The 16,590-nt window shown below is 59.2% G+C and carries 11 protein-coding genes and 4 tRNA genes; 7 read left to right on the top strand and 8 right to left on the bottom strand.

Annotated features, from left to right (window positions below; all coding sequences use genetic code 11):
- The first annotated feature begins 17 nt into the window (after positions 1-17).
- Positions 18-3,962: an enterobactin synthase subunit F gene (locus SERAS12_RS18095; RefSeq protein WP_013813991.1), complete on the top strand. Its 3,945-nt coding sequence runs from the start codon at positions 18-20 to the stop codon at positions 3,960-3,962.
- Positions 3,963-4,212: 250 nt separating this feature from the next.
- Here SERAS12_RS18095 and SERAS12_RS18090 read toward each other — a convergent pair whose 3' ends face one another.
- Genes SERAS12_RS18090 through fepD form a run of 3 tightly spaced genes read right to left on the bottom strand, consistent with a single transcriptional unit; the run spans position 4,213 to position 7,126 of the window.
- Positions 4,213-5,031 (bottom strand): ATP-binding cassette domain-containing protein, encoded by an 819-nt coding sequence (locus SERAS12_RS18090; RefSeq protein ID WP_013813990.1) that lies wholly within the window; start codon positions 5,029-5,031, stop codon positions 4,213-4,215.
- Positions 5,028-6,053: an iron-enterobactin ABC transporter permease gene (fepG, locus tag SERAS12_RS18085; RefSeq protein ID WP_013813989.1), complete on the bottom strand. Its 1,026-nt coding sequence runs from the start codon at positions 6,051-6,053 to the stop codon at positions 5,028-5,030. The genes SERAS12_RS18090 and fepG overlap by 4 nt, the downstream gene beginning before the upstream one ends.
- On the bottom strand, positions 6,053-7,126 hold the full coding sequence (gene fepD, locus SERAS12_RS18080) for a Fe(3+)-siderophore ABC transporter permease (protein WP_013813988.1): 1,074 nt from the start codon (positions 7,124-7,126) through the stop codon (positions 6,053-6,055). The genes fepG and fepD overlap by 1 nt, the downstream gene beginning before the upstream one ends.
- Positions 7,127-7,260: 134 nt before the next feature.
- Between fepD and entS the strand changes: the two genes are divergently transcribed.
- On the top strand, positions 7,261-8,529 hold the full coding sequence (gene entS / locus SERAS12_RS18075) for an enterobactin transporter EntS (RefSeq protein WP_013813987.1): 1,269 nt from the start codon (positions 7,261-7,263) through the stop codon (positions 8,527-8,529).
- Here the strand turns inward: entS and fepB are convergent.
- Entirely contained in the window at positions 8,516-9,475 is a 960-nt protein-coding gene (gene fepB / locus SERAS12_RS18070; protein WP_013813986.1) for a Fe2+-enterobactin ABC transporter substrate-binding protein, read from the bottom strand. The two genes, entS and fepB, sit on opposite strands and share 14 nt — an antisense overlap.
- A 199-nt stretch (positions 9,476-9,674) precedes the next feature.
- On the opposite strand from fepB, the gene SERAS12_RS18065 reads away from it, so the two are divergent.
- From SERAS12_RS18065 to dhbA, 4 genes are read left to right on the top strand one after another with little or no spacing between them, the layout of a single operon-like run.
- Positions 9,675-10,883, top strand: a complete 1,209-nt coding sequence (locus SERAS12_RS18065; protein ID WP_013813985.1) for an isochorismate synthase — start codon at positions 9,675-9,677, stop codon at positions 10,881-10,883.
- Between the two features lie 8 nt (positions 10,884-10,891).
- A complete protein-coding gene (locus SERAS12_RS18060; RefSeq protein ID WP_013813984.1) occupies positions 10,892-12,520 on the top strand; it encodes a (2,3-dihydroxybenzoyl)adenylate synthase in 1,629 nt (542 codons plus the stop codon).
- Between the two features lie 3 nt (positions 12,521-12,523).
- Positions 12,524-13,378: an isochorismatase gene (locus tag SERAS12_RS18055; RefSeq protein ID WP_013813983.1), complete on the top strand. Its 855-nt coding sequence runs from the start codon at positions 12,524-12,526 to the stop codon at positions 13,376-13,378.
- Positions 13,378-14,136, top strand: a complete 759-nt coding sequence (dhbA, locus tag SERAS12_RS18050; protein WP_013813982.1) for a 2,3-dihydro-2,3-dihydroxybenzoate dehydrogenase — start codon at positions 13,378-13,380, stop codon at positions 14,134-14,136. Before SERAS12_RS18055 ends, dhbA begins: the two co-directional genes overlap by 1 nt.
- A gap of 201 nt (positions 14,137-14,337) precedes the next feature.
- Here dhbA and SERAS12_RS18045 read toward each other — a convergent pair.
- From SERAS12_RS18045 to SERAS12_RS18030, 4 genes are all read right to left on the bottom strand, one after another.
- Positions 14,338-14,413, bottom strand: a tRNA-Lys gene (locus tag SERAS12_RS18045).
- A gap of 7 nt (positions 14,414-14,420) precedes the next feature.
- Positions 14,421-14,496, bottom strand: a tRNA-Val gene (locus SERAS12_RS18040).
- A 39-nt stretch (positions 14,497-14,535) separates the two neighbouring features.
- Positions 14,536-14,611, bottom strand: a tRNA-Val gene (locus SERAS12_RS18035).
- Between the two features lie 40 nt (positions 14,612-14,651).
- Positions 14,652-14,727 (bottom strand) — tRNA-Val (locus SERAS12_RS18030).
- Between the two features lie 292 nt (positions 14,728-15,019).
- Here SERAS12_RS18030 and gltX point away from each other — a divergent pair.
- Positions 15,020-16,435, top strand: a complete 1,416-nt coding sequence (gltX, locus tag SERAS12_RS18025; RefSeq protein WP_004947608.1) for a glutamate--tRNA ligase — start codon at positions 15,020-15,022, stop codon at positions 16,433-16,435.
- Positions 16,436-16,590: the final 155 nt, after the last annotated feature.

Raw genomic sequence — 16,590 nt, 5'->3', positions numbered from 1 at the left:
TAACAGGAGTCAGTCCCTTGTCAGACCCTATTTTATTACCGACCGAAGAGCGGCCTGCCACTGAATTGCCGCTGGTCGCCGCGCAACCTGGCATCTGGGTGGCCGATCAAATATCGCCGTACGCCAATGCCTACGCGGTTTCCCACTATATCGAACTCAGCGGCCCACTGAACGAAGGGCGGCTATTGCAGGCGATTGCGCAGGGGTTGTCCGAAGTCGATACCCTTCAGTTCCGTTTTGAAGAGCGGGACGGGGTGCCGGTACAGTGGCATGACGCCGAACTGGCGATCCTGCCGACGGAATATCTCGATCTGCGCGACTCTCCCGATGCCCTGGCGGCGGCGCAGGCGGTGATGCAGCTGGATATGTCCGGTGATTTGCGCATCGGCAGCGGCAAGACACTTTACCGGCATATGTTGATCCGTCTGTCGGAACGGCGTTGGTTCTGGTATCAGCGTTATCACCATATTCTGGTCGATGGCTTCAGTTTTACCGCCATTGCCCGCAGAATCGCCCACATTTACAGCCGCATGCTGAACGATGAACAGCCCGACCCGACGCCGTTTACCTCCTTCAGCGAGGTGGTAGCGGAATATCAGCGCTACCAGCAGTCGGCAACCTGCCAGCGCGATGCCGCTTTTTGGCTGAACAAGGCGCAGCAGTTGCCTGCGCCGGCCACGCTTTGCCCGCAGCCGCTGGCCGGGCAGACGCCAACCACCCGCATCCACCGGTTATCGCAGCTGTGCGATCGTCAAGATTTTACCCAACTGGTGAACGCCAGCCCGCAGCAGTTCAGCGTGGCGGATATGGCGCTGGCGCTGGTGGCGTTGTGGGTGTCTCGCCTGAGTGGCCACGGCAGCTTCAGCGCCGGTTTCATCTTTATGCGCCGCACCGGTTCTGCTGCGTTATGTGCCAACGGGCCGGTGATCAACGTATTGCCGATCGAAATGCACCTCGATCCCCAGGCCACGCTGTGCGAGGTAGCCGGCGGTATCGGCCGTGAGTTGAAAACCGTCCGCCGTCATCAGCGTTACGAGGCGGAGCAAATCCAGCGTGATTTGGGACGGATTGGCGATGCCCAGCCGCTGTACGGCACCGTTTTTAACTTTAAAATGTTCGACTTCCAGCTGGATTTCGGCGGTATCGAAGGCATTACTCACGAGTTGGCCTCGGGGCCGGTACGGGATCTGGAGATCGCGCTGTATCTCGACGAGACCGGTACGCTGAAGGTGGATCTGCTGGCCAACGCCGAACGTTATCAGCGCGATGAGCTGGCGGCGCATTTACAGCGCCTGCCGCTGTTGTTGCGTCAGTTTGCCGCCCGGCCGCAGATGCCGATTGGCGAAGCCGATTTGCTGACCGAACAGGACCGCCAACTGCTGGCCAGGGTTAACGACACCGCTCATCCGGTGGCGGCGCAAACCCTCAGCGGCCTGCTGGCCGAACAGGCGCAGAAAACCCCGGACGCCCCGGCGTTGCGGGATGCGCAATACCGGTTCAGTTATCGAGAAACCCGTGAACAGGTCACCGCGCTGGCGCGCCAACTGACGGCACAGGGGGTACAGCCCGGCGATATCGTTGCCGTTGCGCTGCCGCGCTCGGTGTTCCTGTCGCTGGCGCTGATGGCGATTGTCGAGGCGGGGGCCGCCTACTTGCCGCTGGACACCGGCTACCCTGACGAACGCCTCGGCATGATGCTGGAAGATGCCGCACCGCGGCTGCTCATCACCGAACCTACCCAGCAGGCGCGTTTTGCCGGCAAGGGAGCGATCCTGCTGTTTGATGCGCCTCTGGCCGCCGACTGCGCGGCAGAGGTGGAGCTCAACGGGCCAACGCCGCATCATCCGGCTTACATCATCTTTACTTCCGGTTCTACCGGGCGGCCGAAAGGCGTGCTGGTGGGGCATCAGGCGATCGTCAACCGTTTACTGTGGATGCAGCATCAGTATCCACTGGCGGCGAACGATGTGGTGCTGCAGAAAACGCCATGCAGCTTTGACGTCTCGGTGTGGGAGTTTTTCTGGCCGTTGATGGTGGGGGCCCAGTTGGTGATGGCACCGCCGGAAGCGCACCGCGATCCGCAACAGCTGTTGGAGTTGATTGACCAGCATCGGGTTACCACGTTGCACTTCGTACCTTCGATGTTGGCGGCCTTTGTCGGCGCGCTGGACAACCCGCCGGCGGTGGCCTGCTGTACGCCGTTGCGGCAGGTATTTTGCAGCGGCGAAGCGCTGCCGGCTGAGCTGTGTCGCCTGTGGCAAAGCCGCACTGGCGTACCCTTGCATAACCTGTACGGTCCGACCGAAGCGGCGGTGGATGTCAGCTGGCATCCGGCCTGGGGCGAGTCGCTGGCGGCAATCACGGGCGCCAATGTGCCGATCGGCCTGCCGGTGTGGAATACCGGGCTGCGCATCCTGGATACGCGTCTGCGGCCGGTGCCGCCGGGCGTGGCCGGCGATTTGTATCTTACCGGCGTGCAGCTGGCGCAGGGCTACCTTGGCCGACCGGAGCTGACCGCCAGCCGCTTTGTGGCCGATCCCGAAGGTAACGGCGGACGGATGTATCGTACCGGCGACGTTGCACGCTGGCTGCCGGGTGGCGAAGTGGAATACCTCGGCCGCAGCGACGATCAGCTAAAAATTCGTGGTCAGCGCATTGAGCTGAGCGAAATCGACCATGCATTGCTGTCGCTGCCGGGCATTAAGCAGGCGGTGACCCATGCGCTGGTGCTGGACAATACGCCGGCAGACACCGGCGGTGGGGATGCCCGCCAACTGGTGGGCTACCTGGTGGCCCAGCCTGGCGTGCGCCTGGATCTCGACGGCCTGCGTGCCGCCTTGGCCGATCGCCTGCCGCCACACATGGTGCCGGTGGCGTTGGTTGAGATGGACTCTTTACCGCTAAGCGCTAACGGCAAGCTGGATCGCAAAGCGTTGCCGCAGCCGCAAAACGGCGTCAGGGCTGCGGGTCGTGAACCTGAACCCGGGCTGGAGACGGCGATCGCTGCGGTATTTGCGCGCTTGCTGCAACGTGAAACCGTATTTGCCGACGATGATTTCTTCGCCCTCGGCGGCCACTCACTGCTGGCCATGCGGCTGGCGGCGGAGCTGCGGCGCGAGTTGGGCAAGGCGGTTTCGGTAGGGCAGGTGATGGTCGCTTCCCGGGTGGAACAGTTGGCGCAACTGCTAATGCAAGAGCGCACGCAGGAAGAAGCCGACCAAGCCGGCTTCGACAGCGTATTGCCGCTGCGCACCACCGATGGCCCGACGCTGTTCTGCCTGCATCCGGCTTCCGGATTCTCCTGGCAGTTCAGCGTGTTGCCGCGCTATATCGACCAACATTGGTCACTGGTGGGTATTCAGTCGCCACGTCCGGATGGCCCGCTGGCGCTAAGTGAGAATATGGATCAGGTTTGCGAGGCGCATCTGGCGACGGTATTGCAGGTTCAGCCACAGGGTCCTTACCACTTTATCGGTTATTCGCTGGGCGGCACGTTGGCGCAGGGGATCGCCGCCAGGTTGCAGGCGCGGGGCGAAGAAGTGGCCTTCCTCGGCCTGCTGGATACCTATCCGCCGGAAACGCAAAACTGGGACGTGATGCTGGATGACAACGTGCTGAAAGAAGTGCAGCGCGAACGCCAGCAGTTCCTGGCGGTATCGGAAGATACGCTGGATCCGGCATTGGGTGAAACCCGGGTGGCGATGTTCGATAATATCGAAGCCAACTATGCCGATTCGGTGCGTCTGCTTTCCGCGACCCATACGGCGAATTTCAGCGGGCAGGCGACGCTGTTTGTCGCGCGTCAGACGTTGCAGGAAGGGATGGATGTGCAGCAAACCTGGGCGGAATATGTGGATGCCTTGCAGGTTCATGAACTGGATTGCGCGCACGTAGATATCGTCTCACCGGCCTCGTTTAAGGTGCTGGGGCCTTTGCTGAACCGCATTCTAAGAGCGCTGTAATACCCGTCGTCTTTCAAGCCGCAGCGTTGTTACTTGCATGACAAGGCCCATGAATGGGCCTTGAGGTTTATGACAAAGTTGCCTTTGAGTCCGAGATACCCGGGCCTGGCGCACCGAGGGGCGCTCCGGCAGCTAAAACTGCTACGACCCCTTCGGCACGCTCTCCCTAATAGCGGGCTTTGTCAGCAGTCTGAAGGCCCATTCATGGGCCTTGTCCTTTTAGGACCGCCGCGAGCCGCGTTCAAATCTGCTAGAAATCACTTCCCCGAGATTTCCCCAGTGGTACCACCAATGGCGTGTGCGAAACCGGATCGTCAATGATCATGCAACGCAGGCCGTACACTTCTTCGATCAACTCCGGCGTCACGATATCCTTAGGTGCACCTTCGGCCACGACTTTGCCATCGCGCATGGCGATCAGATGGGTGGCGTAACGGCAGGCGTGGTTGAGATCGTGCAGCACTACCACCAGCGTGTGGCCGTTTTCACGGTTTAACTGACGCATCAACTCCAGCAGGTCGATCTGATGGCTAATGTCCAACCAAGTGGTCGGTTCATCCAGCAACAGCAGCGGCGTTTGCTGCGCCAGCACCATCGCAATCCAGACCCGCTGACGCTGTCCGCCGGAAAGCGTATCCACCGGCTGTTCAGCCAGTTCAAACACGCCGGTGGAACGCATTGCCTGCTCCACCGCTTGCTGGTCTTCTTCGCGCCAACGGCTGAACAGACGCTGATGCGGGTAGCGGCCACGGGCCACCAGATCAAAGACGGTGATGTCGCCGGGGGCGGTCGAACTTTGCGGCAGCAGGCCTAACTGGCGAGCCACCTCTTTGGTTGCGTATTCGCTGATGTGCTTGCCGTTCAGCCAGACCGTTCCGGCTTGCGGTTGCATCAGGCGGCTGAGGGTGCGCAGCAGGGTAGATTTACCGCAGGCGTTCGGCCCGATAATCACCGTCAGTTCGCCCTGTGGGATAGAGACGCAAAGATCGCTCGCTACGATTTTCTTGTCATAGCTTAGCGTCAGATGTTCAGCGCGCAGCGGCGCGGGCAGCAGGGGTTCAGCATTCATTTTTTTCGTGACTCACGGATTAACAGCCAAATCAGATAAATGCCGCCGAGGCTGACGGTCAGCACGCCTACCGGCAGTTGATAAGGCATAAACAGGCGCTGGGCGGCGACATCGGCGATCAGCAGCAACAACGCGCCGGTCAGGGCGGTCAGCAACAGGACGCTGCGGTTGGCGCACAGGCGGCGGGCAATCTGCGGCGCCACCAGCGCAATAAAGGAGATCGGCCCGGCCACGGCGGTGGCGGCAGCGGTCAGCGTTACGCCGATCAGCAGCAGCAGTACGCGCGAACGTTCCACCGGCACGCCAAGGGCGCAGGCGGTATCGTCACCCATTTCCAGCAGCCGCATGCGGCGTGACAACGTCAGCAACAGCAGGCAACACAGCGCGATCACTGCCAGCACCGGCAGGCTTTTCGCCCAGCTTATGCCGTTAAGAGACCCTGCGCTCCACAGCCCGGCGGTCATGGCGGATTCCAGTGAGGCGCTGATGATAAGCCAGGTATTACCGGCGACCAGCAGGGCGCGCACGGCGATGCCGACGATAATCAAACGGAAAGTCTCGACACCGTTGCGCCATGCCAGCAGATAAACCAGCGCGGCGGTCAGCAGGCCGCCGGCCAGTGCCCCGGAGGTGATGCCGATAACGCCGCCGTTAAACAATACTATGGCTACCAATACGCCGCTGTAGGCGCCGGTATTGAAGCCAATCACGTCCGGGCTGCCGAGCGGGTTGCGCAGCAGAGACTGGAAAATGGCGCCGCTGATCCCGAGTGCGGCACCCAACAGCAACGCCATAGTGACGCGTGGCAGGCGCCACTGGGTGACTATTACCGTCAGGTTTGCCGGGCCTTTGCCGAGGAGAGCGTCGATCACCTGCGTGGCGTCAAGCGAAAGGGAACCGGAACCTAGAGCGTAAATCGCCAGTACCCCGCAGGCAAGCGCCAGTATCGACGCGGTCAGCGCCGGCCGCGACAGGGCACGCAATTTTTGATCGGTCATCAGACGGGCAGCCAACATCGACATTAGCGCTGCCTCCTGAACATATGGCGTTGGCGCACCAGCATGATCAGCAGCGGTGCGCCAATCAGGGCGGTCACGATGGAAACGCGCAGTTCGCCGGCCACCAGGAAGCGGCCAATCAGATCGGCGCTCAGCAGCAGGATGGGGGTCAATACCAGCGTCCACGGCAGCATCCAATGCAGCTCGGATCCCGCCAGCCGGCGGGCAATGTGCGGCATCATCAGGCCGATGAAAGCAATCGGTCCGACGGCGGCGGTGGCGCCCCCGCACAGCAGGGTGATCGCCAGCAGGCCCAGCAATTGGGTGCGGACGATGCCGGTGCCCAGCGCAGTGGCCAATTCGCTGCCCATGCTCAGGCTGTTAAGCGATTTGCTCATCCACAGTGTGATTAGCGTGCCCAGCAGGATCGGCAGGGTGACGGTACGCACCACCTGCATATTTTGAATATCCAGCGAACCGGCCTGCCAAAACCGCAGTTGATCGAACACCAGCGGATTCAGCAGAGAAATCCCTGAGGTCATTCCCTCCAGCACCGCCGCCAGCGCGACACCGGCCAACGTCAGGCGGACCGGGTTCAGGCTGCTGCCGCCAAGAGCGCCGATCAACGCGACCAGCAGTGCAGCGAACATCGCCCCGGCAAAGGCGAACCACAGGTATTGGCTAACCTCGGCGGCCCCAAAGAAGGTGATGCCCAGTACCACGGCAAATCCCGCTCCGGCGTTCACGCCGAGAATGCCCGGATCGGCCAGTGGGTTGCGGGTGAGGGTTTGCATCAATACGCCGGACAGGCCCAGCGCAATGCCGGCCAATACGCCCACCAGCGTGCGCGGCAATCTGGCTTCGGTAATGATGGTGCAATCCGCTCCACGGCATTGACCGTTCAGCGCCTGGACAACCGTATCGAATGGGATGGATTTAGCGCCGAGCGACAGGCTGAGCAGCATCACGGCCAACAGCGCGCAAACGGCAAGCAGCAAACCCGATAGTTTGCGACGAAATGAGTGGGGAGTGCCGCTAATAAGACGATCCCTGGGGGCTGGAATGGACGGTGTGCCATTGCGTGTAGTCCGTAACATAACAATCCGTTATTTAATTGAATATAAATGATATTTATTATCATTATTGATTGCTTTCATCTATGTTACCATGACTCCCTTCGCTATTGCAGCACAGACGCTGTCCCTTTTCCTAAGTTGTGGTGAGAAAGCTGATGAGTAAGCCCTCTATTTTGCTGGATTTTGGCCTGCTTAAGACCAATGGCGCGTTTCGTGCCGTATTTTGCGCGCGTTTTATTTCCATTCTGGCGCTGGGATTGATGGCTATTGCGATCCCGGTTCAGATCCAGGCGTTGACCGGTTCGACCCTGTTGGTCGGGCTGTCCGTGACGCTGGCGGGCAGCGGTATGTTTGCCGGTTTGCTGATGGGGGGCGTGTTGGCCGATCGCTACGAGCGCCGCCGTTTGATCCTGTTTGCTCGCTCCACCTGCGGCATTGGCTTTATCGGGCTGTGCCTGAACGCCGCCTTGCCGACCCCTTCGTTAACGGCGATTTATTTGCTGGCCGTGTGGGACGGTTTCTTCGGTGCGGTCGGGGTGACGGCGCTGCTGGCCGCCACGCCGGCGTTGGTGGGGCGTGAAAACATCGTCCAGGCCGGCGCCATCAGTATGCTGACGGTGCGTTTTGGCTCGATCCTGTCGCCGGCGATAGGAGGCCTGGTGATCGCTCACTCCGGCGTGATGTGGAACTACGGCCTGGCGGCGTTGGGCACTTTACTGACGTTGATCCCCTTGCTGCGTCTGCCGCAGTTGGCACCGCCGCCACAACCGCGCGAACACCCGCTGCGCGCATTGGTCGGTGGTTTCGGCTTCCTGTTCCGCAACCGGGTAATCGGCATGGTGGCGCTGATCGGCGCGCTGCTGACCATGGCCAGTGCGGTGCGGGTGTTATATCCGGCGATGTCCGGCATGTGGCACGTCAGCGCTGCGCAATTGGGCTTTATGTATTCTGCTGTCCCGCTCGGCGCGGCGATTGGCGCTTTCACCAGCGGCCGGGTCGCTCACGTAGCGCGGCCGGGCTGGATGATGTTGATGACGGCGATAGGTGCGTTCGTCGCCATCGGTCTGTTCGGTCTGATGCCGTGGTACGGTTTGGCACTGTTTTTCCTGGTGATTTTTGGTTACCTGAGCGCGGTGAACTCATTGTTGCAGTACGGGCTGATTCAGAACCTGACGCCGGACGCATTCCTGGGGCGCATCAATGGCCTGTGGACGGCGCAAAACGTCGTGGGCGATGCGCTGGGGGCGTTACTGCTGGGGGCAATGGGGGCGTTAATGCTGCCGGCGATGACGTCGACCCGTTTTGGTTTTGGGGTGGCGGTGCTGGGTGTGGTATTGGCTTTCGCCATGCGCGGTTTGCGCCAGGTGGGCAGCGGCGGGCAGGGCGAAAAGCTCCAGCCCGCCAGCGAGACTACCGAGAAATAAACTGTTTTTCCAACAGCGTCAGCAAGTTGCCGGCGCTGTAATAATCCAGCCGGAAGGTATCGTTGCCCAGCGCGTAAACCCGTTTGTGTTGCACCGCCGGCAGGTGAGCGAGAAAAGGATTGGCCAGCAGGCGTTGCGCGTCGGCGTCGCCGTTGGCGAACAGCATCAGCGTCTGGCCGTTCAGGCCTTCCGCCAGGTTCTCGCCGCTCAACTGAATAATGTCTTTACGCACGCCCATGCTGCGGCTGTTGTTCAATTTGGCGGGCGGTACCGCCAGGGTGAAACCGAGCTGTTTAAGCATCTGCCCCTGAGAGGAGTCGGCGGTCCACAGATTGGCGGTTTTGCCGTCCGAACCAAACACCAACGCGGAGACCGGCTGTTCAGGCAGCGTCATGCGCTGTTTCAGCGCTTTTTCACGCGCATCAAAATCGCTAATGACCTTATGCGCCTGGGCTTCATGCCCGGTGGCCTGGCCCAGTTCTGCGGCCAGTTCTTGCCAGCTTTTGTCGTCGTAATTGACCACCAGCACCGGGGCGATGGCAGAGAGCTGATCGTACAGGCGCAGGGCGGAATCGGCGCCGGTGGCCGAGATGATAATCAGGTCGGGCGCAACACCGGCGATGGCTTCCGCATTGGGTTCGCCGATGTACAGGCGTTTAACGCCGCGTTGCGCGGCGATGTCACTCCATTGACGGAAGAATCCCTGTTTGTCCGCCAGACGGCTGCCGGGCGTGGTTGCCCCGCTGGCGACGACCGGTGCGTCGATGGCCAGCAGGGTGCCGGTGACGGTAACGCTGGTAGAAACGATACGGGCAGGAGGCTGATTGAGGGTGATCACGCCGCGTGAGGTTTCAATGTTACGCGGCCAGCTGGCATCGGCGGCGTGAGCGGCGCTGATTGCCGCTAGCCCGAACAGTGCCAGGCCGAAGATCAGGTTCTTCTTCATAAAGAAAGTCCTTAGGTTTTAAATAGTAATACTTATCATTTATATAATTTATGCTGCTGATTTTCTACCACGATGAAGAGGAGAGGAGCTGTTTACAATTATTGACATGGCAAATTTCCAAGGGTACTTTAACGCGGTCAAACATAAATGATAATCATTATTATGTTTGTTATCATTCACGAAGAGAAATGGAGTACCGATGAGCGTGACTGTAAAGGGTGCCGGCCAAAAGAAACCGCAAAGCAAGGAGAGCGAACTGAATACTGCAGGCGTTTCGCCCACCTCGGGCTTCTTCTTTACCTCTCCTTTCCGTAGCCTGAGTACGCAAGGCTGCTTCGCCAAAATCACGCTGCCCGCTGCGGGCGGGGACCAGGTGAATGGGGAGTTTCAGCGAGAAGTACGGCACGCTTTCGCCGAAGCGAAACTGGCCGGCGTGAAGAACCCGGTACTCTGTGGCGCCATTCCTTTTGATACTCATCAACCTTCAGTGTTGTTTATTCCCCAGCAAACTCAGTGGTTTGAACGCGATGCCTTTTTGGCCGGCGTAACGCAGCCGCAGGACACCTTGCCGGAAATTACCCGGCAAACCGAAGTGCCTGCCCAGCAGCCCTTCATGCAGATGGTTGCCGATGCGGTGCAGGCGACCCGTGGCGACCGGTTGGATAAAGTGGTGCTGTCGCGCCTGCTGGAGATTGAAACCCGCGAACCTGTTGATCGCCAGGCGCTGATGGCGCGCATCATCGCCCAGAACCCTAACGGTTTCCACTTCCACGTACCGCTTGAGCAAGGGGCGCTGGTGGGCGCCAGCCCGGAATTGCTGTTGCGTAAATCCGGCGCGCAGTTCCATTCCAATCCGCTGGCCGGCTCTGCCCGCCGCGATGCCGATCCGCAGCGGGACCGTGAAATCAGCCAACAGCTATTGGTGTCGGACAAAGACCTTTATGAGCACAAGTTCGTCACCGAAGGCATGCGCCAGGTATTGGCCGACCGCTGCCGCCACTTGAACATCCCGTCATCCCCTGAATTATTGAGCACCACCACGCTGTGGCACCTGTCTACGCCTATTGATGGCGAAGCCGCCAGCCGGGCGGAAAATGCGCTTTCGCTGGCCTGCCTGTTGCACCCGACTCCGGCTTTGTGCGGCACGCCAACCCAGCTTGCGCATCAGGTGATCAAACAGCTTGAACCCTTTGATCGCGGCCTGTTCGGCGGCATTGTCGGCTGGTGCGATGCCGAAGGCAACGGCGAGTGGGTCGTGACCATTCGTTGCGGCACCGTGCAGGGCAATCAGGTGCGGCTGTTTGCCGGTGCAGGCATCGTGCAAGACTCTTCGCCGGAATCCGAATGGCGTGAAACCGGCACCAAACTCAGTACCATTTCGCGGGCGTTTGGCCTGAACCAAGGATAGGCATACCCATGAGCATTGATTTTACTCCCTGGCCTGAGGCGTTGGCCCGTCGTTATCGTGAACGCGGTTATTGGACCGACCGGCCATTGACCGACATTATTGCCCGCCAGGCCAAAAATGACGCCGTGGCGCTGATCGACCCGCAGCGCAGCCTGAGCTATCGCCGGCTCAATCAACTTTCTGACCGGCTGGCCGCCGCGCTGCAACGTCGGGGCTTGCACAGTGGCGATACCGCTCTGGTGCAGTTGGGCAACGTGGTCGAGTTTTATGTGGCCTTCTTTGCGCTGTTGAAAATTGGCGTGGTGCCGGTGAACGCGCTGTTCAGCCATCAACGCAACGAACTCAAGGCTTATGCCGCACAAATCAAACCTGCGCTGCTGATTGCCGATCGCCAGCATGGCCTGTTCGGCAACGACGAATTCCTCACGACGTTTCGCGACGAAAATCCTTCATTGCGCGTAGTGGGGCTGCGCAGCCAGGCGGAAGGCGAGCAGTCGCTGGCCGCCTGGTTGGAAGAGGATACCGACGATTTTATCGCGACACCGACTCCGGCTGACCAGGTGGCGTTCTTCCAGCTTTCCGGTGGCAGCACCGGCACGCCAAAGCTGATCCCGCGCACCCACAATGATTACTACTACAGCATCCGCCGCAGCGTGGAAATTTGCCATTTCGATGCGCATACCCGCTACCTGTGCGCGCTGCCGGTGGCGCATAACTACCCGATGAGTTCTCCGGGCGTACTCGGCGTGTTTTATGGCGCCGGTCTGGTGGTGTTCGCCAGCGATCCGGATGCCGGGCAATGCTTCCGTTTGATCGAGCAGCACCAGATTAACGTGACGGCGCTGGTGCCGCCGGCGGTGACGCTGTGGCTACAGGCGATTGAAGAGTGGGGCGGTGGTCAACCCTTGGCCAGCCTTAAGCTGTTGCAGGTGGGAGGCGCCAAGCTGAGTGAGACCTTGGCCGCGCGTATTCCGGCGGAAATCGGCTGCCAGTTGCAGCAGGTCTTCGGCATGGCGGAAGGTCTGGTGAATTACACCCGGTTGGACGATGACGATCGGCATATTCTCACCACTCAGGGCTGCCCGATGTCGCCGGACGACGAACTGTGGGTGGCCGATGACGAGGGTAACCGGCTGCCGGTGGGGCAAACCGGGCGCCTGATGACCCGGGGCCCTTACACCTTCCGCGGTTATTACCAAAGCCCCGAACATAACGCCGCCGCCTTTGATAAAGACGGTTTTTACTGTTCCGGGGATCTGATCAGCCTGACTGAAGACGGCTATGTGAAGGTGGAAGGGCGTCAGAAAGATCAGATCAACCGCGGTGGGGAGAAGATCGCCGCCGAGGAGATCGAAAACCTGCTGTTGCGCCACCCGGAGGTGATCAATGCGGCGCTGGTTTCCATGCCGGATGAGCTGATGGGCGAGAAGAGCTGCGCCTTTATTATCGCCGCCAGCGCGTTGAAGCCGGTGGTGCTGCGCCGCCATTTGCGTGCAGAGGGCGTGGCCGAATTTAAATTACCTGACCGCTTTATACAGGTCGATACGCTGCCGCTCACCCCGGTAGGAAAAGTGGATAAAAAACGGTTGCGTCAACGCCTGGAGACGCAATCACTGACTCAGGCCCAGGGAGAATAAGTCATGGCCATACCTAAACTTAATGATTACGCACTGCCGACGCAGGCTGAACTGCCGACCAACAAAGTGAGTTGGACGGTAGAACCGCAGCGGGCTGCGTTACTGATCCACGATATGCAGCAGTATTTCCTGAATTTCTGGGGTGAAGGCAGCCCATTGATTAAACAGCTGGTAGAGAACATTGCCAATCTGCGCCGCTACTGCAAATCACAGGGTATTCCGGTGTTTTATACCGCGCAGCCTAATCAGCAAAGCGACGAAGACCGTGCATTGCTGAACGATATGTGGGGGCCAGGGCTGAATAAACACCCGGAGCAGCAGGCGGTGGTTCAGGCTCTGGCACCGGAAGATGACGATACGGTTCTGGTGAAGTGGCGTTACAGCGCCTTCCACCGTTCGCCGCTGCAGGAAATCCTGCAGGAGTCGGGGCGCGATCAGCTGATCATTTGCGGCGTGTATGCCCATATCGGCTGCATGACTACCGCCATCGATGCCTTTATGCGCAATATCCAGCCGTTTATGGTGGCTGACGGTCTGGCGGATTTCTCCCGCGACGAACATCTGATGGCGCTGCGTTACACCGCAGGCCGCTGTGGCCGCGTGGTGACTACCGCCGAGCTGCTGCCGGGCATCGCCAGCAAAGCTGCGTTGCGCCTGCAAATTATGCCGTTCCTCGATGAAGACAGCGAAGACATGGGCGACGATGAGAACCTGATCGACTACGGTCTGGACTCGGTGCGTATCATGGAGTTGGCCGCGCGCTGGCGTAAAATCCGCAGCGATATTGATTTTATCGCGTTGGCCAAAAACCCGACCATTGACAGCTGGTGGGCAATGTTGTCGCAGGGGAAATCCTGATGGATAAAGACGGGGATTTTGCCGGTAAGCGGGTCTGGGTTACCGGCGCGGGTGCCGGTATTGGCCTGGAGACGGCGTTGGCGTTTGTTAGGGCCGGTGCCGAGGTAATTGGCTTCGACCTGCGTTTCGACGAACCGGAATACCCGTTCCGCACCGAAGTGCTGGATGTCGCCGATAGCGATGCGGTAGACAGTTTGTGCGGGCGTTTGCTGGCAGCACAGCCAGCACTGGACGTGCTGGTGAACGGCGCCGGTATTCTGCGGATGGGGCTGGCAGATGAAACCAGCACTGCAGACTGGCTGGCCTGTATGGCGGTCAATGCCGGCGGGGCGTTCAATATGTTCCGCCATGCCTTGCCGGTGTTCCGTCGCCAGCGGCGTGGCGCGATTGTCAGCGTAGCCTCTAACGCGGCGCATGTGCCGCGCGTCGGCATGGCGGCCTATTGCGCTTCCAAGGCGGCGTTGCGCAGCCTGTGCCAAACCGTGGGGTTGGAAGTGGCGCCTTATGGCGTGCGTTGCAATCTGGTTTCGCCCGGTTCGACCAACACGCCGATGCAGCGTGGCATGTGGCAGGACGAAAGCGGTGAACAGAACACCATTAACGGTTTTCCGGAGCAGTTCAAGCTGGGTATCCCACTGGGCAAGATCGCCCAACCGCAGGAAATTGCCGATGCCATTTTGTTCCTGGCTTCCGATCGCGCCAGCCATATTACCCTGCAGGATATCGTGATTGACGGCGGAGCGACGCTGGCGGCCTGATATACCCGTCATACTTCAAGTTGCGTGTGTGTTGACGGCAACTTAAATTAGGGGATTGGGTGACTTGTTATTTATGACTAGAGAGCGCTGCTTGCAGCGCCTTTTTTATGGGCGGTAAAAGGGGGGATCAGGTAATAGAGGTTATGGTGATTTCCGGGCTACAGATGCGAAAAAAGCGCCGTAAGGCGCTTTTTTCTGTATTGGTGGGTCGTGCGGGATTCGAACCTGCGACCAATTGATTAAAAGTCAACTGCTCTACCAACTGAGCTAACGACCCGCAGAAGTGGTGGGTGATGACGGGCTCGAACCGCCGACCCCCTCCGTGTAAAGGAGATGCTCTACCAACTGAGCTAATCACCCACTTCAGAACTTCCGGGTACTGCTAAACAAGAGAATGAGTGGTGGGTGATGACGGGCTCGAACCGCCGACCCCCTCCGTGTAAAGGAGATGCTCTACCAACTGAGCTAATCACCCTCATTCTTCTCATTTCTTACTGCTTTACTGCTCAACAAGATGGTGGGCGATGACGGGCTCGAACCGCCGACCCCCTCCGTGTAAAGGAGATGCTCTACCAACTGAGCTAATCGCCCCGTCTTGTTGGAGTCGCATTATAGGGATAGTTCAAAGTGAGTCAACGGTTTTTAAAATGATTTCAATCGTTCGCCGCAAATTTAAACAGGATGCGATATTTATCACCGCCAATGATGATTCTTTGCACATTGTTATGCGAAATGCGCCGCAGCGATAACGAAAACAGGTGCGGCAATATCGTGTCGGCGTTGAGGAATTAGCGGGGGGTGGTACAATGTTGCCCACTTTTTTCAATTCCGAGCAATCGTCGGCAACCGCCGACCCGCGTTGCGTAATAAGGCAGTGAAACCAATGAAAATCAAAACCCGTTTTGCACCGAGCCCAACCGGCTATCTTCACGTCGGTGGCGCCCGTACTGCGCTTTACTCCTGGTTGTTCAGCCGCCATTCGGGCGGTGAGTTCGTTCTGCGTATCGAAGATACCGATCTGGAACGTTCCTCGCAGGACGCTATCGACGCAATTATGGATGGCATGAACTGGTTAAACCTGGATTGGAACGAAGGTCCGTACTTCCAGACCAAGCGTTTTGACCGTTATAACGCGGTGATTGACGACATGCTGGTGCAGGATACCGCCTATAAATGCTATTGCTCGAAGGAGCGTCTGGAAGCGCTGCGTGAAACGCAGATGGAAAACGGTGAAAAACCGCGTTACGACGGCCACTGCCGCGACAGCCAGGACAGCCACACCGATGATGAGCCGTGCGTGGTGCGTTTCCGTAACCCGCAGGAAGGCTCGGTTATCTTCGATGACAAGATCCGCGGCCCTATCGAATTCAGCAACCAGGAGCTGGACGATCTGATCATCCGCCGTACCGACGGTTCGCCAACCTACAACTTCTGCGTCGTGGTGGACGACTGGGATATGGAAATCAGCCACGTGATCCGCGGCGAAGACCACATCAACAACACCCCTCGCCAGATCAACATTCTGAAAGCGCTGGGTGCGCCGGTACCGGAATATGCGCACGTTTCCATGATCCTGGGCGATGACGGCAAAAAACTGTCAAAACGCCATGGCGCGGTGGGCGTGATGCAGTACCGCGATGACGGTTACCTGCCGCAGGCGTTGCTGAACTATTTGGTGCGCCTGGGTTGGTCTCACGGTGACCAGGAAATCTTCTCTATTGATGAGATGAAAGAGTTCTTTACCCTGGAAGCGATCAACAAATCCGCCAGCGCTTTCAATACCGAGAAGTTGCAGTGGCTGAATCACCATTACATTAACCATATGCCGGCGGAAGAAGTTGCGGTGTATCTGGCGTGGCATGTTGAGCAGCTTGGCATTGAGACTCGTAACGGCCCTGAGCTGAAAGATATCGTCAAGCTGTTGGGCGAGCGCTGCAAGACGCTGAAGGAAATGGCCGAGTCCTGCCGCTACTTCTATGAAGACTTCAGCGAATTCGACGCTGACGCCGCCAAGAAGCACCTGCGCCCGGTGGCACGTCAGCCGCTGGAAGCGGTACGCGCCAAACTGGCTGCTGTCAGTGCCTGGACGCCGGAGAACGTGCATGACGCCATTCAGGGCACCGCTGATGAGCTGGGCGTAGGTATGGGCAAGGTGGGCATGCCGCTGCGCGTAGCGGTAACCGGCGCCGGTCAGTCACCGGGTATGGATGTGACCGTGCATGCAATCGGCCAGGCGCGTTCTTTGCAGCGTATCGACCTGGCGCTGGCCTACATCGCCGGGCGCGAAGCTCAGGCCTGATAGGTTGACCCCGTGCCGCCAGGTTGTAAGCCGGTGGCAAGATGACGCGATAACAGATAAAGCTTTGTGGAGCGTTCCGCAGGGCTTTTTTTATGTCTGGCTGATTTTTATCCGCAATGGCTATTTTTTAGCGCTAAACGCGCTGATTTGGCGGC

This window comes from Serratia sp. AS12 (assembly GCF_000214195.1).
GTDB classification, from domain to species: domain Bacteria; phylum Pseudomonadota; class Gammaproteobacteria; order Enterobacterales; family Enterobacteriaceae; genus Serratia; species Serratia plymuthica.
This window is presented reverse-complemented; position numbering and strand designations above follow the sequence as displayed.

Excerpts from the sequence above, each read along its gene's own strand:
- fepD (WP_013813988.1), bottom strand. The coding sequence starts at position 7,126 with ATGTTACGGACTACACGCAATGGCACACCGTCCATTCCAGCCCCCAGG.
- dhbA (WP_013813982.1), top strand. The coding sequence starts at position 13,378 with ATGGATAAAGACGGGGATTTTGCCGGTAAGCGGGTCTGGGTTACCGGC.
- SERAS12_RS18060 (WP_013813984.1), top strand. The coding sequence starts at position 10,892 with ATGAGCATTGATTTTACTCCCTGGCCTGAGGCGTTGGCCCGTCGTTAT.
- SERAS12_RS18065 (WP_013813985.1), top strand. The coding sequence starts at position 9,675 with ATGAGCGTGACTGTAAAGGGTGCCGGCCAAAAGAAACCGCAAAGCAAG.
- SERAS12_RS18055 (WP_013813983.1), top strand. The coding sequence starts at position 12,524 with ATGGCCATACCTAAACTTAATGATTACGCACTGCCGACGCAGGCTGAA.
- fepB (WP_013813986.1), bottom strand. The coding sequence starts at position 9,475 with ATGAAGAAGAACCTGATCTTCGGCCTGGCACTGTTCGGGCTAGCGGCA.
- SERAS12_RS18090 (WP_013813990.1), bottom strand. The coding sequence starts at position 5,031 with ATGAATGCTGAACCCCTGCTGCCCGCGCCGCTGCGCGCTGAACATCTG.
- gltX (WP_004947608.1), top strand. The coding sequence starts at position 15,020 with ATGAAAATCAAAACCCGTTTTGCACCGAGCCCAACCGGCTATCTTCAC.
- entS (WP_013813987.1), top strand. The coding sequence starts at position 7,261 with ATGAGTAAGCCCTCTATTTTGCTGGATTTTGGCCTGCTTAAGACCAAT.
- fepG (WP_013813989.1), bottom strand. The coding sequence starts at position 6,053 with ATGTCGATGTTGGCTGCCCGTCTGATGACCGATCAAAAATTGCGTGCC.